The organism is Paenibacillus sp. EB106-04-04-XG159 (genome assembly GCF_058791835.1).
Window position 1 is genome coordinate 74,430 of sequence record NZ_JBYTDY010000006.1, and the last position, 25,185, is coordinate 99,614.

20 protein-coding genes are annotated in these 25,185 nt (G+C 35.4%); 3 read left to right on the forward strand and 17 right to left on the reverse strand.

Going from position 1 to position 25,185, the window contains the following annotated elements; all coding sequences use genetic code 11:
* The first annotated feature begins 6 nt into the window (after window positions 1-6).
* Entirely contained in the window at window positions 7-1,488 is a 1,482-nt protein-coding gene (locus tag AC3WTP_RS09170) for a recombinase family protein (RefSeq protein ID WP_492394299.1), read from the forward strand.
* Between the two features lie 98 nt (window positions 1,489-1,586).
* On the opposite strand, the gene AC3WTP_RS09175 is transcribed toward AC3WTP_RS09170, so the two are convergent.
* From AC3WTP_RS09175 to AC3WTP_RS09230, 12 genes are all read right to left on the reverse strand, one after another.
* Window positions 1,587-3,404: a recombinase family protein gene (locus AC3WTP_RS09175; RefSeq protein ID WP_492394300.1), complete on the reverse strand. Its 1,818-nt coding sequence runs from the start codon at window positions 3,402-3,404 to the stop codon at window positions 1,587-1,589.
* Window positions 3,405-3,724: 320 nt separating this feature from the next.
* Entirely contained in the window at window positions 3,725-4,549 is an 825-nt protein-coding gene (locus AC3WTP_RS09180) for a hypothetical protein (protein ID WP_492394301.1), read from the reverse strand.
* A gap of 225 nt (window positions 4,550-4,774) precedes the next feature.
* Entirely contained in the window at window positions 4,775-5,632 is an 858-nt protein-coding gene (locus tag AC3WTP_RS09185) for an HNH endonuclease (RefSeq protein WP_492394302.1), read from the reverse strand.
* A 1-nt stretch (window position 5,633) separates the two neighbouring features.
* Entirely contained in the window at window positions 5,634-7,127 is a 1,494-nt protein-coding gene (locus tag AC3WTP_RS09190) for an AAA family ATPase (RefSeq protein ID WP_492394303.1), read from the reverse strand.
* A 254-nt stretch (window positions 7,128-7,381) separates the two neighbouring features.
* The gene (locus AC3WTP_RS09195) at window positions 7,382-8,212 is read right to left on the reverse strand and encodes a hypothetical protein (RefSeq protein WP_492394304.1); all 831 of its coding nucleotides are present in this window, start codon (window positions 8,210-8,212) and stop codon (window positions 7,382-7,384) included.
* A 610-nt stretch (window positions 8,213-8,822) separates the two neighbouring features.
* Window positions 8,823-11,138, reverse strand: a complete 2,316-nt coding sequence (locus tag AC3WTP_RS09200; RefSeq protein WP_492394305.1) for a tetratricopeptide repeat protein — start codon at window positions 11,136-11,138, stop codon at window positions 8,823-8,825.
* A 199-nt stretch (window positions 11,139-11,337) separates the two neighbouring features.
* On the reverse strand, window positions 11,338-13,170 hold the full coding sequence (locus tag AC3WTP_RS09205) for a hypothetical protein (RefSeq protein ID WP_492394306.1): 1,833 nt from the start codon (window positions 13,168-13,170) through the stop codon (window positions 11,338-11,340).
* Window positions 13,167-14,066: a hypothetical protein gene (locus AC3WTP_RS09210; protein WP_492394307.1), complete on the reverse strand. Its 900-nt coding sequence runs from the start codon at window positions 14,064-14,066 to the stop codon at window positions 13,167-13,169. Before AC3WTP_RS09210 ends, AC3WTP_RS09205 begins: the two co-directional genes overlap by 4 nt.
* A gap of 386 nt (window positions 14,067-14,452) precedes the next feature.
* A complete protein-coding gene (locus AC3WTP_RS09215; protein ID WP_492394308.1) occupies window positions 14,453-15,073 on the reverse strand; it encodes a recombinase family protein in 621 nt (206 codons plus the stop codon).
* Between the two features lie 490 nt (window positions 15,074-15,563).
* Window positions 15,564-17,606, reverse strand: coding sequence for a hypothetical protein (locus AC3WTP_RS09220; RefSeq protein ID WP_492394309.1), 2,043 nt, complete (start codon window positions 17,604-17,606; stop codon window positions 15,564-15,566).
* 294 nt (window positions 17,607-17,900) lie between these two features.
* On the reverse strand, window positions 17,901-18,425 hold the full coding sequence (locus tag AC3WTP_RS09225) for a hypothetical protein (RefSeq protein WP_492394310.1): 525 nt from the start codon (window positions 18,423-18,425) through the stop codon (window positions 17,901-17,903).
* A 211-nt stretch (window positions 18,426-18,636) separates the two neighbouring features.
* Window positions 18,637-19,125, reverse strand: coding sequence for a hypothetical protein (locus AC3WTP_RS09230; RefSeq protein ID WP_492394311.1), 489 nt, complete (start codon window positions 19,123-19,125; stop codon window positions 18,637-18,639).
* Window positions 19,126-19,311: 186 nt separating this feature from the next.
* Here AC3WTP_RS09230 and AC3WTP_RS09235 point away from each other — a divergent pair, with 186 nt between their 5' ends.
* Complete coding sequence (locus AC3WTP_RS09235; RefSeq protein WP_492394312.1) at window positions 19,312-19,545, forward strand: helix-turn-helix domain-containing protein; 234 nt, start codon at window positions 19,312-19,314, stop codon at window positions 19,543-19,545.
* A 969-nt stretch (window positions 19,546-20,514) separates the two neighbouring features.
* Here AC3WTP_RS09235 and AC3WTP_RS09240 read toward each other — a convergent pair.
* The 5 genes from AC3WTP_RS09240 to AC3WTP_RS09260 all read right to left on the reverse strand — a co-directional run bounded on the left by AC3WTP_RS09240 (window position 20,515) and on the right by AC3WTP_RS09260 (window position 24,154).
* Window positions 20,515-20,877, reverse strand: a complete 363-nt coding sequence (locus AC3WTP_RS09240; protein WP_492394313.1) for a hypothetical protein — start codon at window positions 20,875-20,877, stop codon at window positions 20,515-20,517.
* Window positions 20,878-20,880: 3 nt separating this feature from the next.
* Window positions 20,881-21,273: a hypothetical protein gene (locus AC3WTP_RS09245; RefSeq protein ID WP_492394314.1), complete on the reverse strand. Its 393-nt coding sequence runs from the start codon at window positions 21,271-21,273 to the stop codon at window positions 20,881-20,883.
* A 262-nt stretch (window positions 21,274-21,535) separates the two neighbouring features.
* The gene (locus AC3WTP_RS09250) at window positions 21,536-21,892 is read right to left on the reverse strand and encodes a hypothetical protein (RefSeq protein ID WP_492394315.1); all 357 of its coding nucleotides are present in this window, start codon (window positions 21,890-21,892) and stop codon (window positions 21,536-21,538) included.
* A gap of 67 nt (window positions 21,893-21,959) precedes the next feature.
* Window positions 21,960-22,991 (reverse strand): TadA family conjugal transfer-associated ATPase, encoded by a 1,032-nt coding sequence (locus tag AC3WTP_RS09255; RefSeq protein WP_492394316.1) that lies wholly within the window; start codon window positions 22,989-22,991, stop codon window positions 21,960-21,962.
* Entirely contained in the window at window positions 22,988-24,154 is a 1,167-nt protein-coding gene (locus AC3WTP_RS09260; protein WP_492394317.1) for a nucleotide-binding protein, read from the reverse strand. Before AC3WTP_RS09260 ends, AC3WTP_RS09255 begins: the two co-directional genes overlap by 4 nt.
* A 259-nt stretch (window positions 24,155-24,413) precedes the next feature.
* On the opposite strand from AC3WTP_RS09260, the gene AC3WTP_RS09265 reads away from it, so the two are divergent.
* Entirely contained in the window at window positions 24,414-25,175 is a 762-nt protein-coding gene (locus AC3WTP_RS09265; RefSeq protein WP_492394318.1) for a thermonuclease family protein, read from the forward strand.
* Window positions 25,176-25,185: the final 10 nt, after the last annotated feature.

Sequence of the window (25,185 nt, forward strand, 5' to 3'; positions counted from 1 at the left end):
ACAAGCATGAAAGCCGCAATTTACATTCGTGTGTCTACAGAAGAACAAGCGGAAGAAGGATACTCAATTGCTGCGCAAAAGAGAAGACTTCTATCTTATGTAGATTCTCAAGATTGGAATTTGTTTGATATTTATATAGACGACGGATATTCTGCTAAAGACTTAAATAGACCGGCAATGACTAAGATGTTGGAATGCCTCGAGGAAGGAAAAATCGATGTCGTTTTGGTTTATAAACTGGATAGGTTAACAAGATCAGCAGCGGATTGTGATAAGCTGATTCAATTATTCGAATCAAAAAACGTAAAATTTCAATCGAGCACAGAATCATTTGAAACAAGAACGGCAGCTGGAAGGCTTTTCATCAGACTAATCGCAGATATCGCTCAATGGGAAAGAGAAACAATTGCCGAACGAGTGCGATTTGGGATGGAACAGAAGGTGAGAGAAGGTAAAAAACCAGGAGGGAAATTCCCATACGGATATAACAAAAACGGAGAATTGATAGAAGATGAAGTGAAATACATCAAACTCACTCGTCACCTATACATGTATGAAAACCTTAGCTATAAGAAAATTGCTGAATACTTTCTAATTAGAGGAATAAAGCGACGTAGCTCTAATTGGACTGCTTACACAGTGAAATTAACATTAGAAAACCCTCTGTATGCTGGAATTATTCGTTTTGGAACTAAATTACCAGACGGCAGATATATTTCACGTAATATAGACGAACGAGTTGAATGTGTATACGGCGAAAGCAACTACCCAAGTATTTGGACTAGAGAAGAATACGAAGAACATATGGCATTGATGAAATCAAGAGCAACAAGTGGTTACTCACGAAAAATAGATTACTGGTTTACTGGATTATTGAGATGCGGTAAATGTGGAGCATCGATGTTCGGAAGATTGGCCACTAGTCGAACATTAAAAAATGGAGATAAAATTCGAGATGCCTATTATTGGTGTAATAACAGAAAATCAAATAATTCATGTGACATGCCGATGTTCAGACAAACGCACGTTGAGCACCTGATCAAGGAACATTTCCAGAAAATCATCCTAGACAAAAACCTGTTAACCGATGAATTATCGAATAAAAACGACGACCTTATTTACAAAAAAGAGATAAACAAAATTAAACGTAATCTTGATGAGATTAAGACAAGAAGAAAGAAATGGCAGTACATGTTTGCCAATGACTTAATGACCGCAGAAGAGTTAAGAGAAATAACTTCGGAAGAGGATGCGCTTAAGGAGTCATTAACAAACGAGATGAACCAAAAAGTAAATTCTAGAAAAAATGTAGTCAACACTGATCTGCTTCAAGACACATTAATTAAATGGGATGACTATGACGATTTTGATAAACAACGTGTTGCAAGAACAATATTTAAAAAAATAACGCTAATGACAGACTGCTCTAACGTTAAGGGTGTAAAAAACAAATACTTTGACGCTAACGCCAAAGTAGAATTTAATTGATATGCATTTTGTATTATACAGTGAACCCTCATGGCCCGTATTCATAGCCTGAAAGATAAATATAAAAAGGAAATAATCCAATAAAAAAATAGACCTGACTAAGGTCTATAAAGTGGTTGAAGCGTATGGAAATCTAGGTACTCATCATCACCTACATAGAAATATTCATGGAAATATTTGCTGGCATATTCCCTTAGCAATTCATCAACCGACTGATCCATGAATCTCCAATAAATTTCTTTCGGTTGAATTAGCTCAACATATCCTAAAGCTGCAGCAGTTTGGAGATCAGGGTCTGTTGTTGTAAATACAATCTTATCTATGATTTTTCTCAAGATTACATTAGTTAAATTATTTATGTCGATCTTTTTTAAATTCTCAACAAATTCATTGAACTGTTCAATAATTCTTAGCCTTTCTTCATCTGCTCCTTTTAGACGATTCAATTCATCCGTAATTGCATCTATTTGGGAGTTCAGTTTACTTGAACGTTCAGCATATTCCGATTCTTGTATATAGTCTTTTGAGAATACGAGCAAATTAGTTTCTGCTAGCTTTTTTAATTCTGTTAATTCTTCAGTAAGAATACTAATTTTGTTCTCAATGTCTACTGAATCAAATTGAAGCTTCATAAATTGTCTCAATATTTCTTTATGCTTGTAATCGTTTCTCTTAAAAGATTCAATCTCTTTCTTGACCCATTCTAGTAATTCTTCATCTCGTTGTAAATTTCTGTATTCACATTTTCCAGTTTTATCGTTGTTAGAACAGAACCAATAATGATGTATTTTACCACTAGTACTTTTTTGCTTTTTAAATCTTAGTGGTGAACCGCAATTACCACATCTCAATAAATTACTAAATAAATGCGATCCGCTATATCTTTGATTAGTTCTATCAATACCTATTCGAACTTTTCGCTCTATCTCATTTCCTAATTCGTCTTCTTCTGTTTCGATCTTGTATTTGAAGTCACCAAACATTTTGAAGCGTTCTTCCTTTAGTTTCTGAACTTTATCAAATGTTTCTGGTTCGATTATTAACAACGATTGATCTTCAAACAAAATTTGTTCTTCTTCTGGTACATTGGCAATAATATTTTGTTGGGAATCTTGAATGTATGTTCTATGTTGCCAAACCACTCCTTTATAAATTGGATTCTTAAGCATTTTACCAATAATACTTTGATCCCACTTGTTTGAATTTCTTTTTCTAGGAACATCTTTAGAATTTAAGTGTTTTGCAATTTTACTTAATCCCCAACCATGACTTAAATACAAATCAAAGATTTCCTTAACAATTAATGCTTCTGATTTATTAACTACTAATCGACCTTTTACATATTGTCTTACTCCATTAATCTCCAATTCACCCGTATAGATATCATACCCATATGGTTCTCTTCCACTCCACACACCTTTTTCAGCCGCAATTTTCTTCCCTTTTTGAACGCTTGAACTCTTTAATCTTGATTCCTCTTGAGCTAACCCCATAAAAATATGAATTTTAAAATCATCGTTTCGATCCAAAGTATTTGCATTTATATCTTCGAAATAGACGCCTATATTATATTTTCTCAATTCATTAATTGTCGTAATAATATCTTCTACATTACGCCCAAATCGACTTATTGAACGTGTATAAATCATATCGAATTTTTTTTGGCGGGCATCATTAATCATTCTAAGAAATGCTTTTCTGTACTTTTTTGACTTATAACCTGATATTCCTTCATCTATATAATACCCATCTCTTGACGCCAAAAATCCTTCTCGGCTGTAATAAGCTCCACAGCTTAGATTCACTTTAAATTTATTTTTCTCAAAATAATCTAACCAGTATTGCTCTTGATTATCTAATGCTGATAGTTGCTGATTACTATCAGTAGATACACGTCCATAAAATGTATATATCATAACTATTACCACCACCAAAATAAAAGTCAATTATATAATAAGGTTATATAATATCTAAATCAATCCAATAATTATATCTAGAAGCAAAAAGTAGCTCGCCCAATCGCCGCCACAGTGATTGTTAGGTGAGCTACTTTTTGCTTATCCAACATAATGCTTCGCATGACCGTCCTAAACGGTTCTTATGCACTTGCTTCTTACTATAGTTTAACCTGAAAATAACTCCGTACGCTTCAACCTGTAACATTAAACAATTGACCTTTAACGCTATAACTAAGAACAGGAATTGAAGCTAATCGTGTGCAACTAACCTTATACTATCACCATTGAACTCTTGTTACTAACGCCATGTTGCCCTGTCCATCTTCATAATATGAACTTGGAATCTCAGCTTCGACAATTACATTCTTTTCATTACTCAGCAATTCGTTAAATAATTCTTTATAACTATCTCGTTGAAAATAGACATACCAGCCATCTGAATAACTTCCTCCATCTGGAGTAATGAACGCTGAGAAATAATTCTTTTCATCATCAAAACCATAGTTGAAATAGTTATCCAATTTTAACGATCCACTTATCACAAACGATTTATCTAAATTGTTCGCCATATCAAACTGTACTGTTTTAGCATCGAGACTTATCTGGTGTTCCTTCTTGAATAACTCAATTGGACTATTTTCACTTTCTGTTTGTTCTTCTTCCAAATCTGACACCATTGCTTTTACCAAAATAGGTTCTATTACTTTGCTATCATAATTTGAATAATCAAGTACTTCCTTCCCATATATCTTTTCTACTGCTGACAAACTCTTATAGTAATTTTTATTGCTTTCTTTATCAGTTCCAAATATCCCATAAAATAATGATTGAGTATATAATTCTCCTATCGTTTCAACTAATTGCTTTTCACTTTCTGTAACATCTTCTATGTGCTTATATCTACCGTATATACCAGAAGCTTTAGCAAAACCCTTCAATTCTTCTTTCTTTTCTTGTTCAACATTATTTTTGATAATAATTGCAATTTGTAGCCCTTGACTCCATATTTCTTCACGTATGTCTTGTGGTCTTTCGTTAATTCTGACTGATGAACATGCAGTAACTATTAAAAATGTTATAAGCACTAATAAGATTCTCTTCAACTTAAAGTTCCTCCTATGCATTTTTCATGCCAGATAACTAAGTGCTACATCATTTTTAAGCTTCCACGTTATTTTACCGCCGCTCGCTTCCTTACGGATTATATCCTACCTGTCTCTAATTATAACTCCACAGACCTATACTAGAGAGCGTCTAAACACACTAGACGCTCCCGCTCCTGCTACTAGTTAAAATTCGGGTTTGATTACAAGAAGACACTATAGATGTTACCTAAAAAAAATATCACATTCCATGATCCCCCTACAAACAGCAGCTTTCCAGTAATTCTTCCCATGATTTCTTTCAATTGTATTAATATCAATTAGGAGCATTCTCTTTAAATCAGCCTCTTCCATACCAAACTCCATACATTTCTTGTTAAATTGTAATTTTTCAGAAACAAATGTCGAAACTTTATACTCCATTCTTTCTAGTACATTTAATTCCTTATAATGCGTTTTTACTATGTCATAGAATGGATTTAAAGATATAGAAGGACAAAGAGAAAATATAACTAGCGGAGCATTGTTACTTGCAATTGAAATATCAGCTTTAATAAAAATATCATTTGGAATTTCATCAAAGTAAAAATGTATAAACATTCTTTTCCCAGTTGTTTCGTCTTTCCATTTAGTACCTTTCAATAAATTGCAGTCACTACAGCAAGGAATTAGATTGTAACTCATAACTGAGAACTCTGGGAACAGTTCCTTTGGTAAATAATGATCTACCGTAGTAGGAGAGTTAGTTCCACAATATGGACACTTATCTTTATTAAACTGATCTTGTACATTAGTAATCTCAGTTAACAACCAATCAGATACATGGGTTTCCGAAGAATAGCAATTAGTTAAACACTTCTTTTCTATTAATGTAAATGGTCTAGGCGAGAGATTTTCTAATTGGTAACAATTATCTTGATATTCTTTATATCGTCCTAGTACACGATTTTGAATACAGTTTCCATTATTCGGGTCTTCTATACTTTCAAACAGTATATCTTTGCAGGGATTATATTTACTACTTGCTATCGAGAGGTACAGATTCTCTGGTGATTCAGATGTTAAAGTTGATAAATTCTTCACTCTAGTTGTCCTCGACTTTATTCTTCTCTATTATGTTCAAATAAGTCATAGCATTATAACTTAAACCAATTGGAAAACTTTCTAATATTCTGCCAAAATTCATATTTTTTAATATGATAGCTTCTCTTAGAGTAGTCATATAATTACTTTCAGAATCTCTAACATTAAAAACATCTTCTGTTATTGAAGTGAGATTCTCACCAAATGATTCTAGTGACAAATCAGATACAATTAAAGCATTATTTCTACGATCTAACTTTTTGATAAACTTTGATGGAGTTTCTTGCACAATTAAAGGCGAGTGTGTACAAACAATAGCATATGAATTAAATTCATTTAAGAGTTCATAAAGCATTCTCATTAAATTTGAAATTGCATTAGGATGAAGATGAAGTTCTGGCTCATCAAACAGCACAATTGATTCATATTCAATATTTGAAATTACATTAGTCATTGTATATAAAAGAATACTTTGTCCTGAACTCAATTTATTATCAAATAATTTCTCAGGTTCATCATCAATAAGTAAAGTTCTAAATTCATCCTCAAATACATTTTCAAGAATTTTCTTCCAAGCTGTAAATTTTATATGATCGTTTTGCAGTTCCAATAGTTTTTCTTTTGCAATCACTTTCATTTCATTAATTGATAATGTCTTCTCATCTTTACCTTGAATCCCACAATAAATATAGTTGTTGAGTTTTTTAGCTTCTTCTCCTTCAATGTTAATATTCCTTTTTTGATGTGGCTTATTAAATTCATCAAATGAGCTAAATGAAACAGCAATCACCTTACTGAATAAAGGCATATTATCAAATGCTTCTATACTATTTTTTTTACTTTCATCTCCACAAAGAGCATTTGCAAATTGAGCCATAAATTGTGTTTTCCCTGACCCATTTTTCCCCACCAAAACATACATTCTATGTGGTAAGAAATCATATGTAGTGTAATCAAATGTAAGATCAATTATTTGATTTGTCGTAGAGTATGGTGGTCTGTAAGCATACGAGAATTTAAAAATTTCATCTTTTTTTTCACCACCAAAAATTTGAATAGCAGAATTAAATGTCTTCCTAGACTCACTTGATCTAAAAAATGAATCCTGAATACCCTGATGACCATTGAAAGGGACATAATATTTTTTGTATATTGCAATATCTTTCAGTCCATGTAGATATTGTTCATAAGTTTCCTTTTCGAGTCTTTTTAGTTTTCTATAGTAATCCATCGACAGACCTAGGGAGCAATAAATACCTTCTTCTAAGTCATCAAATTCATAGGGAATTTTATCTACAGTCGTTCTATCATAAATATGTAATATCTTTACTCCACCTAAATCAACCTTAGTAGATGAATTAACGAATATGTGCGCTGAGAAGGACGTTTTATAACCATAATCATCCCAATTATCTGTCACTAACTCTACATATGGGTAACTGTCACGTATTGTTTGTCCTACCCTATTAAAGCGCGATAAAACGTAAAATTTCATATCTTCATATCCTTTTTTATTATTATATATCATCATTAAATTCTTAATAAAAAACAAATGCGATTTATATGTTTATATGGATGGGTAAGAATGTTTAGCTGAATAGCCCCTGTGCAATCATGATTTATCCTTATATTATTGGAATCGTGCTTTTATCTCTACGTCACCTTTACCAATTATTTATTAATAAATATTCTACACTAAAAAACTATTAGTGATTTAAATGAAAATACGAATAGTTAAAAGCTTGATTCCTAGTCTAATGTTTTCTTTTCATACATTTTCGGAACTTTATCATAGTTCCTCTTAACAATAAAAAGCCCATCCCATTTAACAAGTGTCTTAGGAAATAGCATTTTCAAAACTTGTCTAATTAAACTTTGCCTTGAATTCGAAGATATAGTAATATACTGTAAATTAAACAATCTCAAAAATAGAGTAGCCAATAAGCTCATTGCAAGTATCATCAAACTAAATACCCAAAAATCATTTGGGAATAGTCCAAATCCAAGTAATTTAAAACAACCAGAGAAGTATAATAATAATGCAGAGATTACATTTATCCCCTTTACAGTCTCGTACAAAAACTTCATCGATTCAAAGTAAAATTTCAACCAGTATGGTTTTGTTTGAATATACAGTTGCCAATTAAAATCACGATATAATAAATTAGTTGAGTTTCTAAATCCTTCTTTTACTTTATAAAAGAGATTATTCTCAAACTCCCACCACATCTCTTTCCATAATCCTTCATCACGAGATTGTTTAAATTGCTCATACCTGTTGCTTAACTCAAAAAATGTATCCAGTAACTCTAAGCTACCTAGCTTATATATAGAAATATCCGTACTAGTATATCTTTCAAAGAATGTATCCAGCATCAATTCCCTATCTTTTGGTGTAACTGTATCTGAAATTATCTTCTTCATCTCATGGTACATGGGACTAAATACTTCTTTAAGATTTTCCTGTGTAAAATGAAACAATCTATCATTCTTTTTAGTTCTAACACCAAACATATAACCAAGAGTAGCTGATAATATAGCCGCTACTAATGGGAGGTATTTCGTAAAATCTATTTCCATAAGACTCTATCACCTTATCCTTGGTTGTAACTAATACTATAAACCTATTTATATAAATATTTTTAGTTAGTAGTCACCTTGTAGTATTATCGTTCTTCTGTTCTATTAAGATGCAAGGATTAATCACTTCCTTTGCACTAGACGTTATAGTCTAAAGGTTCGACAATAGTTCGCTAATTTCCTGCATTTTCTTTTTTCAATTAGTATCTGGGTGTTCTCGCCATTAAATAATTCTTAAATTGAATGTTATATCTGAATAAAGATAAATTGTCCCATATGAATAAACAATAAAACGAACCTTTGTGACTCAAAAACAAAAGACTTCTGGATGCTTTCCAGAAGTCTTTTTGACTAATGCTTTCGGATATAATATTATAAAAATTCTCACAACAAATTTTGCAAACCTTATTATACGATACAAAAGACTTCCCTCAACGACTTTCCCAAGAGTCTTTAGAGTTGTATCTCATCTAAATACACACTCTCTTTATCAATCGGAGTTTCTACCAGTTACTCATTAGAACGCTATATACCTGTATTGGAAAGCGTTGAAACACATATGAAGCTCCCGTCTCAGTTACTGATCCAAACTCGGATTTGATTGTCATCACTATATCTCTTGTATCACTTTTTTAACAATACTCCACGCTAAAGCTGCATTCTCTTCGTTCACAATAATAGAAGCTTTTCGTTTTTCAACACCAGGATGGATTAAGTTTCTATAACCTCTTATGGCATGAGAAAGATGGTACAGTTGAAGATCAATGTATCCTTCTTTATTCGCAATATACAGTAACTCATTCAAGTCCATTTGATTGATTTTCTTGCTTCTTCCATTTTCTAAAATATACGACGTTATATTTTTTGATGTTATGTGATCTAAAAGAACTGCTTCAATTATGCTACCACTCATTATTAAAGATGTTTTATAAGATTTAGTAATTAGAGCAATCACATTTTCATTAAGGTCTCTTTCTAACATACTTTTTAATTCAGGAATAACAACTTTATCGAGAGATTTTAACAATTTCTCATCAAATCCAAACTTAATAAATTTATCTATATTAATGTTCTCAGCAATACTTATTAATTCATTTTCTCTTTGGTTCATTAATTGTAATTCTTCTATTAACTCAACTATTTTTGAATTTATTCGATAAACTGAACTATTAGTATCTATGTTATGTTCAGTTGTTTTAATCACATATTTTTTTTCTAAGAATATTTTAATTAACTCATTAGCTTTTATTTCTGAAACACCAAGGAATTGGGGCAACTGTCTATAAGGACATACTATAAATCCATCTATATTTCTTTGTTTTGAAAATGATATTAACTTTCCCTTTATCCAAGCATTCTCTGAGTTAAAAACAATCGCTGATTTACTTAATTCTTCTTCTTGCTTTTCTTGTTCAACAACTAGATTTGTTACGTTTTCATAGTTATTCAATGCGTTTTTATCATCAGGTTTTAATTCTACCGCCTTCTTGAACATCTCTTGAGCCTTATGAAGGTCATTTTGTTTGCGGTAGATAACTCCTAAATTATTCATGGAGGCATTCGTCTCTCCATGCTTTTTTTGGTACAATTCATAGATTTTTTTTGCTGATTCTAAATTTCCTTTCTCTGAAAACGAGTATGCAACTTCAAATAAAAAATCACCTTTTATCGACTTCATATCAAAATAATTGGAAACTTCTAAAATTTCATTATACCGTTTAAACGAAAATAACTTTTCTACAAGTGTTTCACAAATGACACCAGAGTAAATCTCCTTATGATATGATATACCCTTAAGGGTATTAATAAAACATTTAGTCATTTCAAGCACATCTGCAAGTTCAGAATTTTCAATAAAATCCCAAAAATATCTACTTTTCAAAAATTTATTATTCTTTTCGGAGGTAGATTTAATAAGTGAAAGACAATAATTGAATGCATCTAAATTTCTATCATTTGACACCGCAATGTCCTTAAGAATCTTTAAATAAATTAAAGTCTTCGGTAAAAATTTATTAGCATATTCAAGGTCTTTAACGATCTTCTTTTCATGTTTTTCGTAATCTAAGTTTGAAAGGTAAAGCCCTCGTAATCCCCTTATCTTTGCCAGAACGCTTGAATCTTTTGTTTTAGTCTCTGATTGCTTAAAAAATTCTAGTAGCTCCATATCAAATGAAAATATAAAATCAGGAAAAGCGTATAATTCTCCAGATATTGCATGATCATATGGAATTTCTTCAAATACCTCAAACGCCTTATTATTATCTCCTAGCTTTAAATGGCAGAGAATAGCCCCAATAAAAGGATAAAAGTCTAGTTCTCGATTTATATCTTCTTCCACTAGAAAATAGAATATAGTCTTAGCTTTAGATAAATCATTAATTCGATAAGAACAAAATCCCTTTGCTAGTTCAACAAGAAAAAAATCATTCTTGCTTTCTCCCTTTATCTCAGAAAGAATTTCATAAGCGTCTTTATATTTTCCTAAACCATAGTAATAAGTGAACATATAGTTATATATTTCATTCGAGCATATTCCTCTTTTTGTTATCTCTTGATATACTTTTTCCTTTTCTTCGGTTTTACTGAGCATAAGCAATCTCTTATTAAGCTCAAAACTATCTGGAAATACTTCAAGCCCTTTTTTACTAAGTCTTAATGAATGATTTTTGTTCTTCTCCGTTCCCGCTAAATAAATAAAGGCATATTCGTATACATATTCTCCATTAAGAACAATTTGAAAGTGTGCCTTTGCCTTATCGTCTGACTTATTAGGATTGTCATAACTAGAATACAAAGTACCTAAATAGAAATTAATCGTAGAATTATTGTAATCTCCTTTTCTTAAGTCCAAAAGGAGTTTTTCAGCATCATCATAATTTCTTTCTTCTAACAATGCGATTACCTGTTGTATTCTCTCTTCCATAATAACAATCATCCTTTTTAGATATATTTATAAAGACGGAGTTATTAAGTTCAACACCTCAAATTTTATAACTTTGCACATATTAATACCAAACAATCAATAGTAAAATGCTACCACATTTAGTCGAATCATAATAGGTTTAATCCTAATTAACACAATAAGAGACAGTCACACTGACTGTCCCTCATTTTATTGTATACTATCCAAATACCGCAACAACATTCAATCCACTTACATTAGCACCACTAAAATCCCAATTCCCAAGAGGTGCGCTATTTCCTGTTGAGCTGGAAAACCTTATATGATTTTTCCCTCTATGTCTCAATGTCACAGCATCAATATCGTTGTAGATCGTAAAATAATTCGTTCCATTGTAATAAAGTTCAAGATCACCAAACGAACCTCCTAGCACAGCATAGTTGTTTGGAGAACCTTTCTGAGCAATCCTTGCAACAGTTAGATTTTCTGTATCAATAAATTGTGCATTTATCCTGCCAGCATTAATTTGATTTGCACTTATCGTACCAGTGTAAATACCAGTTGATGTAATATTGGTTAGTTTCGGAGAGTTAGTAGCCAAAGCCCCAACTTCTGTCGCTGTGTAGCTAGGCTTCGTCACATTCGACCAACTAATGCTACCGCCTGTCATAGTGATATTACCACTAATATTAGCGTTACTGAGTGTAGCGTTGTTTGCCCTCAAATTACCTTGCTGAGAAACGTGAAATGGAGCAGAACCAAAGTATGAACTACCTAAGTAAATACCATTGCTGTCCGCTTTAAAAATGCTGTTTCCAGACCCAATCGTCAACGTACCACCTACAATATTAGAATTGTTCATTGTAGAACTATTGATTGTACCACTTAATGTAATGTTATTAGCTGTAACGTTACCACTCATATCAACCCTAAATGGCGCGGAAGCGAATACTGAACTTCCCAAATAGATACCATTTGCATCAGCTTTAAAAACACTATTGCCAGTACCTATTGTCATATATATACCATTTAATGAGCCTGTATTAATTTTACTTGCATTTACACCAGAGCCATCAATAATTGTAGTACCATCTAACGATGTTATCTGCAATGCTCCGTTTTGAATGTATAAGCCTCGATAATCAAGCCTTGCAAATTTAGTTGGGTCACTAGTTGTAGCTGTGATACCTTTGTCATTCAACGATATACTTGTTGGCAATGGAGCTGTTATCCGCAAATCGTTTCTAATCTTGCCATTTATCCCATCAATGTAACCGACAGCCTTATCGTACATCCCATTCCAGTTAGAAGAACTTTCAATTACATTGTCAGGTAGTTTCTGATTATCTGAACCTACAATTATCGAGCTTGCTGTAACCTTGGCGAAAGAACCTAAAGTTCCATGTACATATTCTCCAACAATCAAATTGGCTTGTATTAATTCATTTACGTCCAGTCGTTCATATTTGTTTTCAACTATTTGCTCCTCGATAATCTTCAATATTCCTTGACTAGAAAGACTGTATGCTGTAAGCGTTCCTCCAACTCCCTCAAATGAAATCTGAGAAAATACCTGTCTATAGATATTTCGAATAGGAAAACCACTAAGTAACATTTGGTGGGTAATACCAAAAGATTCTTTAGTTTTTATTCCTCCAGTCCATATTGCGTATTGATCTGGATGGTTTAACTCCTGCTTTACAATTTCAAAATCATTATATGGAGATATGATATACACAATCGATTTACCATCTTGAATCGTGCAGACCATTATTTCTAATGAGAACTCAGTTCTACCGTAAATACGAAACAGTTCTTTGGCAATCATTGCAAGAGAGTTAATTGATTTATCTTCATTCACATGGTAATATTCCATGACAAGGTATGATAAGACCATATTGCCAGAGCAGAATATAACCTTGTCATCTACCACAAAAAGCTTTTTTCCACCCTCCCCAATTCGATATATTTTATCCACAAATTTTGTTGACATTGCGCTATCTGAACCAATAAAGACTCTATCATAAAGCTGAATTACAGTTGCATTGCTCATTTTATAACTACCTTCTTTTTAAAGTTAGTCTCCAGTTCCCCTATTATTATGGACTCGTCAACAAAATCAGCATAGATAATGCCTAGATCGTCAATCTGTAGCCGCACTTTACTACAGCCCTCTTCTTTGATTGGAGGCAAGACAACGAGTCTAACACTAGCGTCATCTACAATGCTGTGTATTAATACCTCCATTTCAATAAATCTTGGAGATTCTAGTAATCTATCACGACTAATAATGAATACAGAGTAATCATTATCAAATCGAGTCAATCCAGTATCAAGATTACCCTTTAGCTTAGTTTTGGTTAACCTCAAATCCATGACTTCATTGATTCGTGCTATCGCATTGGTTGCGCTGGGTGATTCGAAAATCATCCCTGTTGAGTCAGCTTTTCTAGCCACTAATGCAATACACTGCTTCGAGTATAGCTCCCGCGCTCTTTGGGCAGCATTATCTCCATATGCCTGTACCTCGATGTTATCGATTAAATATCCTTTATCACTATCAATTCTTCCTAATGTGGGTCGATGCTCTAATCTCATACGGCTCTCCTTAAATTTTTTGTATTGGTTTATCCATTCATCAATAAAGCCTTTTACGTGAATAATTTCACTTAACATTTCATATTTATTTGTGAATTGATGCGGTTTATTGAAATACGTTCTTTTATTCTTATCCTTTACTCGTACTAAAGAGTTCTTGCAGGAGTTCATGAGCAGCACTAACAACTCCATTACTTCCTCTTGCGATAGTTCTCCTGCAACTCTATCAGTCTTAAAATTACTAGCAATCTCACAACAATAATCTTCTTCTTTAAATGTCCATTGAATACCTCTCTTTCTGATTAACTCTCGTTTTCTCTTGCTTACTTTCTGATTTGATGCTTTTTTCATTCTTGAATACCTTCTTTATTATGAAATCCCCTTTAGCTCATATTATTCAAAACATAAATGTAAGCGCTTTCAATTTGTCCGATCAAAAAATTCATCCTCTATTACTAGTATACCACGACTACCCTATTTTTGTCAATATTGGATATTTCTATTGTAATTCAATAATTCTTTTCTACTAGAATAAAATTCAAACATATTTATGGAGCAATTTTGACTCAACAATCTGTTCATTAGAAAATTAAAGTTAAACAGCCTAGCCGAGTTAATCTGTTACACCCATTTTCTGTAATTTGTTGATTGTTATTGATATTTACCCACCCCCGTCAGTAAATGTATCAAAATAAAAAACTACTACCTTTTTCAAGAGTAGTAGTAATTGAACTAAACTATTTTTGATATTCTTTCACAATTTTATAAAAGGTGTTCTTTTTAAGCTCTAACATATCCATGAACTGAACCGCTGTTATCTCTTTATCTTGCCACTTAGAATAATTCAGTTCAAGGATACCTTTTTGATCTTTTGTTAATGACTCCAAATCCATTTGTGGTCTTCCTAAATGTTTGCCTTTGGCTTTAGCAACAGCAATGCCTTCAGCTTGTCGTTGTCTAATATTCTCACGCTCCCTCTCAGCTACGAAAGAAAGCACCTGCAACACTAAATCACTCACAAATGTTCCTAATGTATCCTTATACTGTGTTGTATCCAGTAAAGGCATATCAAGCACTTTAATATCTGCTTTAATTTCCTGCGTGATGTGTTCCCATTCTTTCTTAATTTCCTTGCTGTTACGTCCAAAACGGTCAATGGACTTTATGTACAATAAATCACCTTCACGTAAGTTTTGCTTCAATAATTGATATTGTACCCGTTCAAAATTTTTACCGCTTTCCTTATCAATATATATATCCCTTTCAAATATACCAAGCTGTTCCATTTCATAAAGCTGCCTATCTGGATTTTGATCTTTAGATGACACACGAATGTAAGCAAAAGTTTTAGCCTGCATAAGCATCCCTCTTCTTATTTGATGCTTTAATTATACAAAATCAGTTTATAAATGTATACATTATTTTATAAACGTTTGTAAATAATTTAACGTATTTTACAAACCACAAAACATCCTCATATCTAACCTTTTTTATATGTCCTTTAAGGTATACGTTTAAAAACACCATATTTATCTAATAACATCAGACCAAAATAATTGATCTATCTATTCTAGCTATTACGTTTACAATTACTTGGTTTCAAGAAGTTAAAAATGACTGGTCAATACTAAAAAATCCAACTCGTAAGAAGATGCTATGCAAGATAAATAGACTATAAAAATAACAAAGAACCACAGTTCACTTTCTGTGGTTCTTTCATCGCTCGTTACGATAGAAGCCCTGATTTCTTGAAGCTTATATTGGGATGACTCGCATCGTAGGATTAACAAGCGCGGCGCATCGGGTCAGTTAACCCTGTACCTAACGAATTACTGAAACTGTCTTATTCTACATGTTTACTGCTTTTAGCTTCCGTTCTTTCCGTGATAAGTATAATCGTGGTGTAATTACGTTATGAATAGACCTTGCTTCTTTAATACCAACACTTTGAGCAGCACTATCCATATCCAACAACTGAGGCATGTGGATGATGTTCGGAAAGCTATTGCTGTCTCCTTCAAAATTTATTTTACTCTTTAGTTTCTTGTTTAGTCTTGTCTTAACAAGCCCATATTTATCAAGCAACTCAGGCAACATCATTTTAAGTTGACGCTCATTAACTCTCTGGTGATTTGCTTTCATATTATTATGTACTTCTTTTTCTGTCACCCAGCCACACTCTTTTATTTTAGACAATACGTATTGTTCTATTTCTGAACTAACCAGCTCATTCGCTTTTGAGATTTGCTTTCCTTCTGCTTTAGGATAAACTCTATTTGCCTCTTCTTCTCCTAATGTTCGTAGTAAAAGCTCTCTTCCAAATGCTTTCATTGTGAAGCCTTTGTCCGTATATTCATTTGCTTTGTCCATGCTAAACGTCATCGACAGTTCTCCATATGCAGGTACGGAATAGAATTGGATTGTTTGTTTTTGATTTTTCTTTGCAGCTTCTTGTTTCGCTCTTCTATAAAGAAATTCTGGAACTTCTGTATCCTTTAGCTTATCGAGCAATCCTAAATAGGTGAATAAACCAATGTGCTTTGAAACTGCATTAACATCTTTAGTAAACTTTGCAGACAGATAATTATTACTGGCATAAAAAATAGGATTTCCATTAGTTGTTGTATATGCTTCTGTTACAATAAAGTCTTTTGCTAATCCGTTCAATGTATACAACTCTGGCAAATAGTCTTTTATTCGTTTGTATACATCTTCATAATTCACTTCAAACTCACTGCTCATAATAAGCCGCTGATTCTCTTCGAGAATGCCACGGTGTTCCTTCTGCCATTCTGTTTCATGGTATGTTACATTGTAAACTTCCCTAAGAAACCCTAAAGCTTTATATCGATTATAACTTGTGAGCAGTTCAGTAAGTTGAATTATATTTTTTCCTTTTTTATTAAGTTTGCAGTTATCACTGTAGCAATAGTAAATTTGATGCTCAGTCTCTTCTGAAATATAGATTTTGGCACTCGGATTATTATCCTTATGAAAAAGACAAGGAAAATTACCTTTGCTTACCCCTAAGTATCCTGCAAGGTCTTGCTTTTTTATAAGATCATACATCTCATTGTGGTTATGTAATGTTACTGGAGTAATGCTAAGTCTATCTCTTAAAGCTACTGGCTGCCTATATTGAATTAGTCTCCAATTAGGAGTAGCAGGAGTGATATCAGGTTGACTTGTAGGGCGGGGTTTTGGCACAGTGATATCAATCAAACTACTATCTTTCTTCTTATCACTGTCACCAAACCCCTCGGGGACAGATAATTTAGTATTATGGAGGACAATTGGACATTTCTTAATTATCTCCATGATGTTATATCGCGCTCTATTCGCTTCAATTATCTCGATCTTAAATTTATTCTCTTGGTCTTTACACCAATACGTGTCGGGTACACGCATCAAATTACAAAGATTTCGAACCGACTTATCAGCATTAAAAAATGAAATTAACCTCTCTTCGCATTTCATAAATTGCTCTCTAGTCGCTCCATCATCCAGTAGCCAGTAGCAATGCAATCCATTACGTGTTTCTACGATATAAGATGGAGCCACGGAAAAGTTCTTCATCTCGTCTATTTTATGCCTTTTGTATACATCAACTTCTTCCAGTGAATAGAACTTTTTGTTCTCATCTTTTCCGCAATCTAAATCAATAAAAACTGCATTGATACTGTTAATGTCTCTGTCCTTGTACCCGCCATTATTAACAACAAAGTAAGTCTCGTAATTCTCGTCGTTAGTTCGTTCCAAAAATTCATATACATCTGAATATTTGGCTTGATAATCTCTTATTTTTGTCTTCCCTCCCCTGTCCCTTATACAGCGAAAATTAATATCCTGTCCTTGGAATAAATCATCAAAAAACTGCATTGTTACTCTCAAATCATTCATTCTCCTTTTATGTAATCTGTAAATAACTAGAAGTTCAATTCAACTACCAACCGTTCTATAGCCTTAATCACCGCTCGTTCTATATACCACTATTATACCATTCGCACTTTCGGCAAAATTCTGTCGAAAACTCAATGTTTTTTATGTAATTCTTTAGGGACAAACTCAAATTTCTTTGTCAAGTCCATTTTTTTACAAATAAAAAGAAGCCGAAAAAATCCAGCTTCCTTAAGTTGATATGAGCGATTACATGAATTCATTTTACTTAGATAGTACTTTATAACTCTACTGTTTCTTTAACTGACTAGTATACCTATACGACTCCTGAGTGAATGTCATTTCCCCGCACTCTTGACATTCGAAGGCAGGAACACCACTATACAGTATTTCTGTGCCGCTTTCATTATAAATGACCGCCTTGACTCGTTTCATTTGGTCTATTGCTTTGCAATGGATGCATTCCGACGGTTCAAATGTTTCAGTAGCGTTCTTATCTTGTACAACCATTGAATCAACAGATACTGAAACACCCTCTTTCCTATCAATGACTGGAACTTCTTCATTTTCCTTCGTATTAAATTCAATAAGCTTATCCAACTTCTCTTCAATTGAATCTAATCTACTCTCAATTAAAGGTATGATCTTCTCCATTATTTCAACTGACCTGTATGCATTCAATATTTTGGGGTCTACTGTCGATAGTTCGTAAAATAATTGTTGTTTATTGGACTTTTCTATTGAGCCAATACCTCGTTCTTCGTTTCTCGCTGCTATCTTTCTCCATCGCTCCAATTTAGTTTCTTTTCCCATTGGATTTCCTCCTTTGAGCTGTTCTACTGGTTCCCAATTGCTTTAATCAAAAACACTCCAATAAAGAGATATTGACAATACCATTCCTACAATGTATCATTTATAATGTATACATAAAAATATCTATTCCACCATTTTGAGATTATCATAAGCTATTTTAATTAGCAAGAGGGCATATTTATGCCCTCTTTTTTGATGCGCTATTTAGTTATTATGCAGCCTCACAATCCCTAAAAAAAGCACATACCTGTGACACACGTCCAACCTTGCCTTGCATCACCATAAGATAAATCCATTTGCAATTAAGCTGTTTGACTTTTAGCTTTTCAATCACGTAGTCATGTATCGGCTCGACAAAAAGCCTCTCCATTGCTTTTCTCATATTCTCTTCAAAGAGCAGTTCAAATTCAACCAATGTCAATTTTGCATGATTCTGCTTTAGCCTATAATGGCGATAATCGCTAATGTTTGCAATCAAATCATCAATATTGCCGCTCCACCAATTATTCCATTCATGAAGGTCTTTTTCAGATTGAAGCAGGAAGGCAAGCATTTCATGCCATATGTAATTGATTCCATTCCACTTTAGTAGTTCCAGCCAAGCCTGTTTCGAATTGCCGAGATTGGCAAGTATGGAAGCGTAAGAATCGTGGGTTTGTTGCGCTTGCTTGTTTGAGTTTGCTATTTTTGCTGTAATCATTTTGATAGTAGCTCCTTTGATTAATTTTGGACATAGGAAAGTAAGGATATGTGTGTACATTCCTTTAAAACATTGATATAATCGTTTTGTGGTCATATACGTTTAATGGCTATATTTATATACACACTATAAGACTATAGACGTTTAATGTCAATAGTTAATTTTTATTCGCTGGAGGCAGTATATATGAGTGCTAAATATAAGCTAAATTGTAATTTGAATGCGATTCTCGAAGAGAAAAAAATTACTCCGTATAGACTTTCAAAAGATACTCAAGAGCGAATCGGCACCATATATAAGTTGGTAAATAACGATATTGATGGGGCAAGATTTCCAGCAACATTATTGGCTAATATTTGTGGTTATCTCGATATTACGATGGGAGAACTGTTTACTGTCACTAAAGCGGAGGAATATTGAACGAGAATAATAAAGATATTGAGTCTTTCTCTTCCATATGCGTGATGATTCTTTAGGAAGATGCTTTATAAAGATTGAGTATCTAGCAGGAGTATACTCCTTACTCTTTGATTCGATCTTGCTATTTCAGTTTTAGCCATTACCCTGCTCAGTAAGGCGCTCCAGCTTTACTCTATGCCCTTCATCTGGACTGACCAACAATTCCCCTGTACAAGCATCCCAAGAGGCGTACAACCATACGTGATACGTTCTCAGCGGTAAAGTAGCGGAGACTGACTGCTACAGGATACAGAGCGAGGTTACTAGCTGACTTGATGTAATAATAGAAATGCAGTCTTTCATGAATATTAATCTGTATAAAACTATGTAAAATCAAAGAATAGTCGAGGAAAAATGGATTGAGATTATCACTTGATATTTTGCCTCAAAACCGCTCTTCTACGGGCTTCATGGAGTGATATTTTCCCCTCAAAAGGGTATATGCCAGAGAAAGTTCGATAAAGCCTTGTGGCATAAGGAGTTGTTGGGGAAATTGACCTACCCTATCGCGTGATATTTTGCTCCAAAACCGCCCCGCTGGATGATTGGCGGCGTGATATTTTGCCCCGAAAAGGGTATATAATAATCTTTTAATATCTTTAATAATCTTCTAATATCTCTTTACCGCCTTGCGGCAAATCAAGCGGCTAAAGCCTTTAGGTAAAACCTTTGAGGCTAAAGCCTCACGCTCCCTTTGGGGAGCGACAATTAATCACCATTACCATTGACAATCGGAGAATTTTAAAACAGATTTTTTTGCTGATAAAACAAGAAAGCTTACCACTGGTATACAATACGGTTTCTCTGGTTGACTTCTTGTAGGCTCTCTCCAGCACAGTTTTAAGCGTTTTTATTAGTCAGTTGATAATTTATCCACACTGTCTGGTTGACGAGCGCCAAACTACACGTAAATGCTTCTCAGCAGTATCTTTAATAAGGAGACTCGATCAGGGATAGCTTCGCACAGTTTTCTACAGCGTATCCAATAGCTGCATAGCTGATACTCAGAGTTGGAGCTTCATTCTCCAATATACTGTTGGATTGGGATATGTTGAGGAAACGCAAAGCGAAATTTGGAATGAAGTTAGCTTTGATTTCACCTTCATAAATGCTTTCCAAATGCACTCGTAACTTTCTTTCATCTGAGTCAGTAAAATCGAATTCTCCCCAAAATGAAGATGGGTTACAACTTGTTTTCTGTACTCTTCGTGCGTCAGATAGGCTTGTTGGCAGCTTTAAATGATGTCGTGTTATTAGCTCATAAAATGATAGGGGGTTTGTTAGAATCTCCATGTTTTATTCCTCCTTAAATATATTAATATTTTGATTCATTAAAAAGTTTGCTTTCAAAAGCATTCTTACTACAAAAGCCTTATGAATCCTAGCAGCATCGAAAACATCTTTGAACATTATTTGCAGTATATTTATGTTATCTAAGACAGTTTTTTCTAGATTTAACGTTGTATTATACTCGCAGTCGTTAGCTTGGTGTTCATCAACTATTTTTAATTGATAAGCTTTTACTAATTTCCAATCAATCTTATTTATATCTTGCGAAAACACATATTTAGTGATTTTGTTTACTAACCAGCCATAAGCAGCTGAAATACCCTCCTTTTCTTTATAATTTTCTTTTTCTTTTCTCAAGATAAATTCACTTTCTTGGCTTAATCGCATTTGTACTCTCATAACTTTACCTCTTACGCATTATTTTTGATTACGTAATCACTTTAACTGACAAAATTGATTTTGGCAATCATAGGTTTGCTAAATTGATTGCAAAATTGGCTTTGTTTTTTGCAACCATTTTGCTACCCATCCATCTATAACTACATGTCTGAATATAAAAATAGCAGTGTCAAAATCCTTTAAAACCGTCAAATTACTTTTAATCATTTGCAGACGTTGTTGAGGGGAGGGACTTATAAGAATGGGTAACCCAAACCACGATTTAGTTAATTCTTTCTGCCAATTGATAATATGCTAAAGAGTCCCAGACAACATTCTTCAATTTCACTTTAATCATATTAACAACATCATCATAAATCTTAATTAGTTTGCTGGAATCATTATCATCGACGATAGAATCTAAATAGTTCATACCTAGTTCATTTGCTATAGCAGTCGCAACATAAGACAGACTTTTTTCAATTTCATGTGAAATTTCATTTTCTATTAAGTATTGGTCAAAAGTATGATCTTCATCTGCTTCTAGAAAGTCAATAATATCGTTAAAATGCTTGCTCATGAAATCATAGCAATAATCATTAAGGAATCTACGGTATGAGATTGATGAACTAAATTCCATATTGTCACGTCCTGTCCATATAGATTAGTCTTCCTAAACTTTGTGCTGTAGCATATTCACATGGTTATTACCTTTTTATATTCATAGCCTGCAGCATGTCCAGAACCTCACCGCCCCTTACCTCGCCAATAACGATCCGATTCGGCCTCATGCGGAGCGAGGCGCGAATCAGCTCTCTCATTGGCAGCGCTCCTTTGCCTTCCGAATTCGCATTCCTCGTCTCAAGCGAAACGAGGTTCGGCACCGTATGAATCTGCAGCTCAGCCGCATCTTCGATCGTGATGACGCGCTCATCCTGCGGAATATATTGAGACAGCGCATTTAGAAACGTTGTCTTGCCTGAGCCAGTTCCGCCGCTAATAAAGATGTTGTACTTCGCTTGCACCAAGAGCTTCAGAAGGTCAGCCGCTTCTTTATGTATAGCGCCGCGTGCAACCAAGTCCTCCATCGTCATCGGCTTGGCTGGGAACTTACGAATCGTAACAGTCGGACCCTTTAGCGCAATGGGAGGCAGCACCACATGCACGCGGGATCCATCTTTCAATCTGGCATCAACGATCGGAGAGGATTCGTTAACGATCCGATTCACCTGCGAAACAATCGATTGAATCACATCTCCCAGCTTCTCGGGGCTATCAAATTGTATAGAGCAGCGCTGCATTTCTCCTTCGCGTTCGATAAATATCTCACTGTGGCTGTTAATCATGACCTCCGTGATACTCGGATCATCGATCAGCGGCTGGAGTGCATCAAAGCCGCGAAAGGAATAGAATATGCGCAGCACGAGCGCCTCCAGTTGCTTGGAGGTGAATCGGTTGATGTCGGAAAGAGCGAACACCTTCTCTTCAATCCGCTGCAGCAGTTCATCATCTCCGAGCTCTTCTTCCCATTCCATCTGATCGCGCACCTGCTTGCGAACAGCTTGATACAATTGATCTGAATCAGTCTGCCCCGATTCGGCAATATGCAGATTACCTGCATTCAGCTTGATGTGATCCTGTACCTGCATCGCCTCAGGCAAGTCCAAGCGCACAAGATCCTCAGCTCTTGAGCCTGCTTCAGCTGAAGGCGGCATCAAGCTTGTTACCTTGCGCATCATACAGCCCTCTCGTGCAATCTGCCGCTGCCCAGCCAAGGCATCTCAACCGCCGCCCATTCTTCGAAAGCAGCTTGAAACACAGCCGAGCCGAACCACTGCTCCGCGCGATGGAATTGCTTCCATTGAGGGATATAAGGCAAGAATCCACTAATCCCTATATCCAGTCTGCACCATCGATTCTGAATCGCTCCCATGTAACGGTTTACGAGCAGATGCGTGCGGGAACAGAAGGCTGAATAAGGAATACTGTTTTCACGCTTTATGCGATTCCAGCAATGCACTGTCTTATTCAGATGAGGAAGGTCGTCAAGTAGAAGCCAAACGACATCATTGGAGATCTTAATAGCCGCATCTAGAAACGGACATCCATCAGAAGCATCGATCAGGATAAGATCATAACGATTAGTCCTAATCAACCACTCGATTACAGCCTTCAGTTCGCGTTCGCTGAACTCTGACCATTCCTCGGCCCTAATATAAGGATCAAACGTTTCAGCACGGAGTGATGTCACTTGCACGGTAAACGAATCGAGCGGAATATCCCGCTTGCCTCCATGATCTCGTCGAAGATAATACAGCAGCTGCGAGAAGCTGTTCGACGCTCGCGGAATATTCGTCCCGTCTGGGTACAACAGCGTCCATTCCGGATACAAGCCTACATTCCAATAAAATACTCGCAAGCCATTAGCGGCTGCATATCGAGCTAATTGAAACGATATCGTCGTCTTCCCGCTTCCGCCGCCAGCAGAGCATACGGTCAACACTTTGGCGCCTTGCTTGGAACTGGCAGCTGTTAATGTTGATGCAGCGCTCAGCTCCGCAGAACCAATCTTCCATAGCTGCTCAAACAGCTGTGGAAGCGGCTGAAAGATACAGACATGGTTCTCCTCATGCACCTCCACATCGGTCAAATATATCCGTTTAGCACCTGCAAACCATGACTCCGATGAATCATTCAACTCCGCTTCCCAGTCCTTGCTCACCATGAATACATGCACGTTAGGATTCAAGCGACTATAATGCTGCAGGGTATCGATCTGGGAAAATACTCGCAGCTGAATTTGATCCGCATACGAACCATTTCTCCAATAGTCACTGAAGCGTTCTGCCAAACGCTTGTCTGGCAGAGCTAAGATCCAATCTTGCTTCATTCCGTGAATCATGCAGCACGCAACTCCTTTCTAATTCTCATCAGCAGCAGTAAACGCAAAAAACCGCCACGACCTCGACATCCCAGATGGGACCCGATATCGTGACGGTGCTTCCGTCATTTCATATTGAAGTTACTAAGAAATGTACCATATTTTTACTCGAATAGCAACTGCTCAGTCACAATCTTTTGCATCCGCTCTACTATAAGCCTGCTTGCTTCTATACAAGTTCCTTGCCATAATGAGGATCGGAAGGAGCGAATAAATCAACATGTTCAGCAATACTCGATCACATCATAGCAAGACTATACCCGCAATTAACCGACTTCTGCTCTTGGTCACGGTCCTGCTGATGGGTTTGGCCGTCCTCAGCGGATGCCAAACCACAAGTACCAGCACTAAGGACGACCCGTTTCTAGCAGAAATTATAGCTAATTATCCTGATCTCGAAGGACATCCGTATGAAATCGATTCTGTGAAGCGCATCGTGGATGGAGATACCTTCGAGACCGACTCAGGCAGCAAGGTCCGACTTATCGGCGTTAATACTCCCGAGGTTCACGGCAAAGTGGAGCATTACGGCAAAGAAGCCAGTCAATATACGAAAGAACATTTGACCAATCAAACCGTTTACCTGTTTCAAGACACAGGTGACACCGATCGATACGGCAGACTACTGCGTTATGTGTTCATCGATCAAGACCCTGTCATGTACAATGACCAGCTTGTTCAAGAGGGCTACGCCAATACGATGAGCATCTCGCCTAACGTGATGTATGCGGATCATTTTGCTAAGCTGGAACGCGAAGCGCGCAAGCAGAACAACGGACTATGGGCCAACACAGCTGACACAGCCGATTACAACCAGCCATCTGGCTGTACGAAGCCGCTGATAAAAGGCAATATCAACTCCAAAAAGGACAAGATCTATCACGTGCCCGGCGGCGACAGCTACGAGCAAACGACGGCTGAGAACATGTTCTGCAACGTAGAAGATGCAGAAGCCGCCGGTTTCCGCAAGGCCACACGTTAAAGGGTCTAGT

Excerpts from the sequence above, each read along its gene's own strand:
- AC3WTP_RS09225 (WP_492394310.1), bottom strand. The coding sequence starts at position 18,425 with ATGGGAAAAGAAACTAAATTGGAGCGATGGAGAAAGATAGCAGCGAGA.
- AC3WTP_RS09265 (WP_492394318.1), top strand. The coding sequence starts at position 24,414 with ATGTTCAGCAATACTCGATCACATCATAGCAAGACTATACCCGCAATT.
- AC3WTP_RS09255 (WP_492394316.1), bottom strand. The coding sequence starts at position 22,991 with ATGATGCGCAAGGTAACAAGCTTGATGCCGCCTTCAGCTGAAGCAGGC.
- AC3WTP_RS09235 (WP_492394312.1), top strand. The coding sequence starts at position 19,312 with ATGAGTGCTAAATATAAGCTAAATTGTAATTTGAATGCGATTCTCGAA.
- AC3WTP_RS09215 (WP_492394308.1), bottom strand. The coding sequence starts at position 15,073 with ATGCAGGCTAAAACTTTTGCTTACATTCGTGTGTCATCTAAAGATCAA.
- AC3WTP_RS09205 (WP_492394306.1), bottom strand. The coding sequence starts at position 13,170 with ATGAGCAATGCAACTGTAATTCAGCTTTATGATAGAGTCTTTATTGGT.
- AC3WTP_RS09245 (WP_492394314.1), bottom strand. The coding sequence starts at position 21,273 with ATGAGAGTACAAATGCGATTAAGCCAAGAAAGTGAATTTATCTTGAGA.
- AC3WTP_RS09195 (WP_492394304.1), bottom strand. The coding sequence starts at position 8,212 with ATGGAAATAGATTTTACGAAATACCTCCCATTAGTAGCGGCTATATTA.
- AC3WTP_RS09230 (WP_492394311.1), bottom strand. The coding sequence starts at position 19,125 with ATGATTACAGCAAAAATAGCAAACTCAAACAAGCAAGCGCAACAAACC.
- AC3WTP_RS09260 (WP_492394317.1), bottom strand. The coding sequence starts at position 24,154 with ATGATTCACGGAATGAAGCAAGATTGGATCTTAGCTCTGCCAGACAAG.
- AC3WTP_RS09175 (WP_492394300.1), bottom strand. The coding sequence starts at position 3,404 with ATGATATATACATTTTATGGACGTGTATCTACTGATAGTAATCAGCAA.
- AC3WTP_RS09200 (WP_492394305.1), bottom strand. The coding sequence starts at position 11,138 with ATGGAAGAGAGAATACAACAGGTAATCGCATTGTTAGAAGAAAGAAAT.
- AC3WTP_RS09170 (WP_492394299.1), top strand. The coding sequence starts at position 7 with ATGAAAGCCGCAATTTACATTCGTGTGTCTACAGAAGAACAAGCGGAA.
- AC3WTP_RS09250 (WP_492394315.1), bottom strand. The coding sequence starts at position 21,892 with ATGGAATTTAGTTCATCAATCTCATACCGTAGATTCCTTAATGATTAT.
- AC3WTP_RS09190 (WP_492394303.1), bottom strand. The coding sequence starts at position 7,127 with ATGAAATTTTACGTTTTATCGCGCTTTAATAGGGTAGGACAAACAATA.
- AC3WTP_RS09210 (WP_492394307.1), bottom strand. The coding sequence starts at position 14,066 with ATGAAAAAAGCATCAAATCAGAAAGTAAGCAAGAGAAAACGAGAGTTA.
- AC3WTP_RS09240 (WP_492394313.1), bottom strand. The coding sequence starts at position 20,877 with ATGGAGATTCTAACAAACCCCCTATCATTTTATGAGCTAATAACACGA.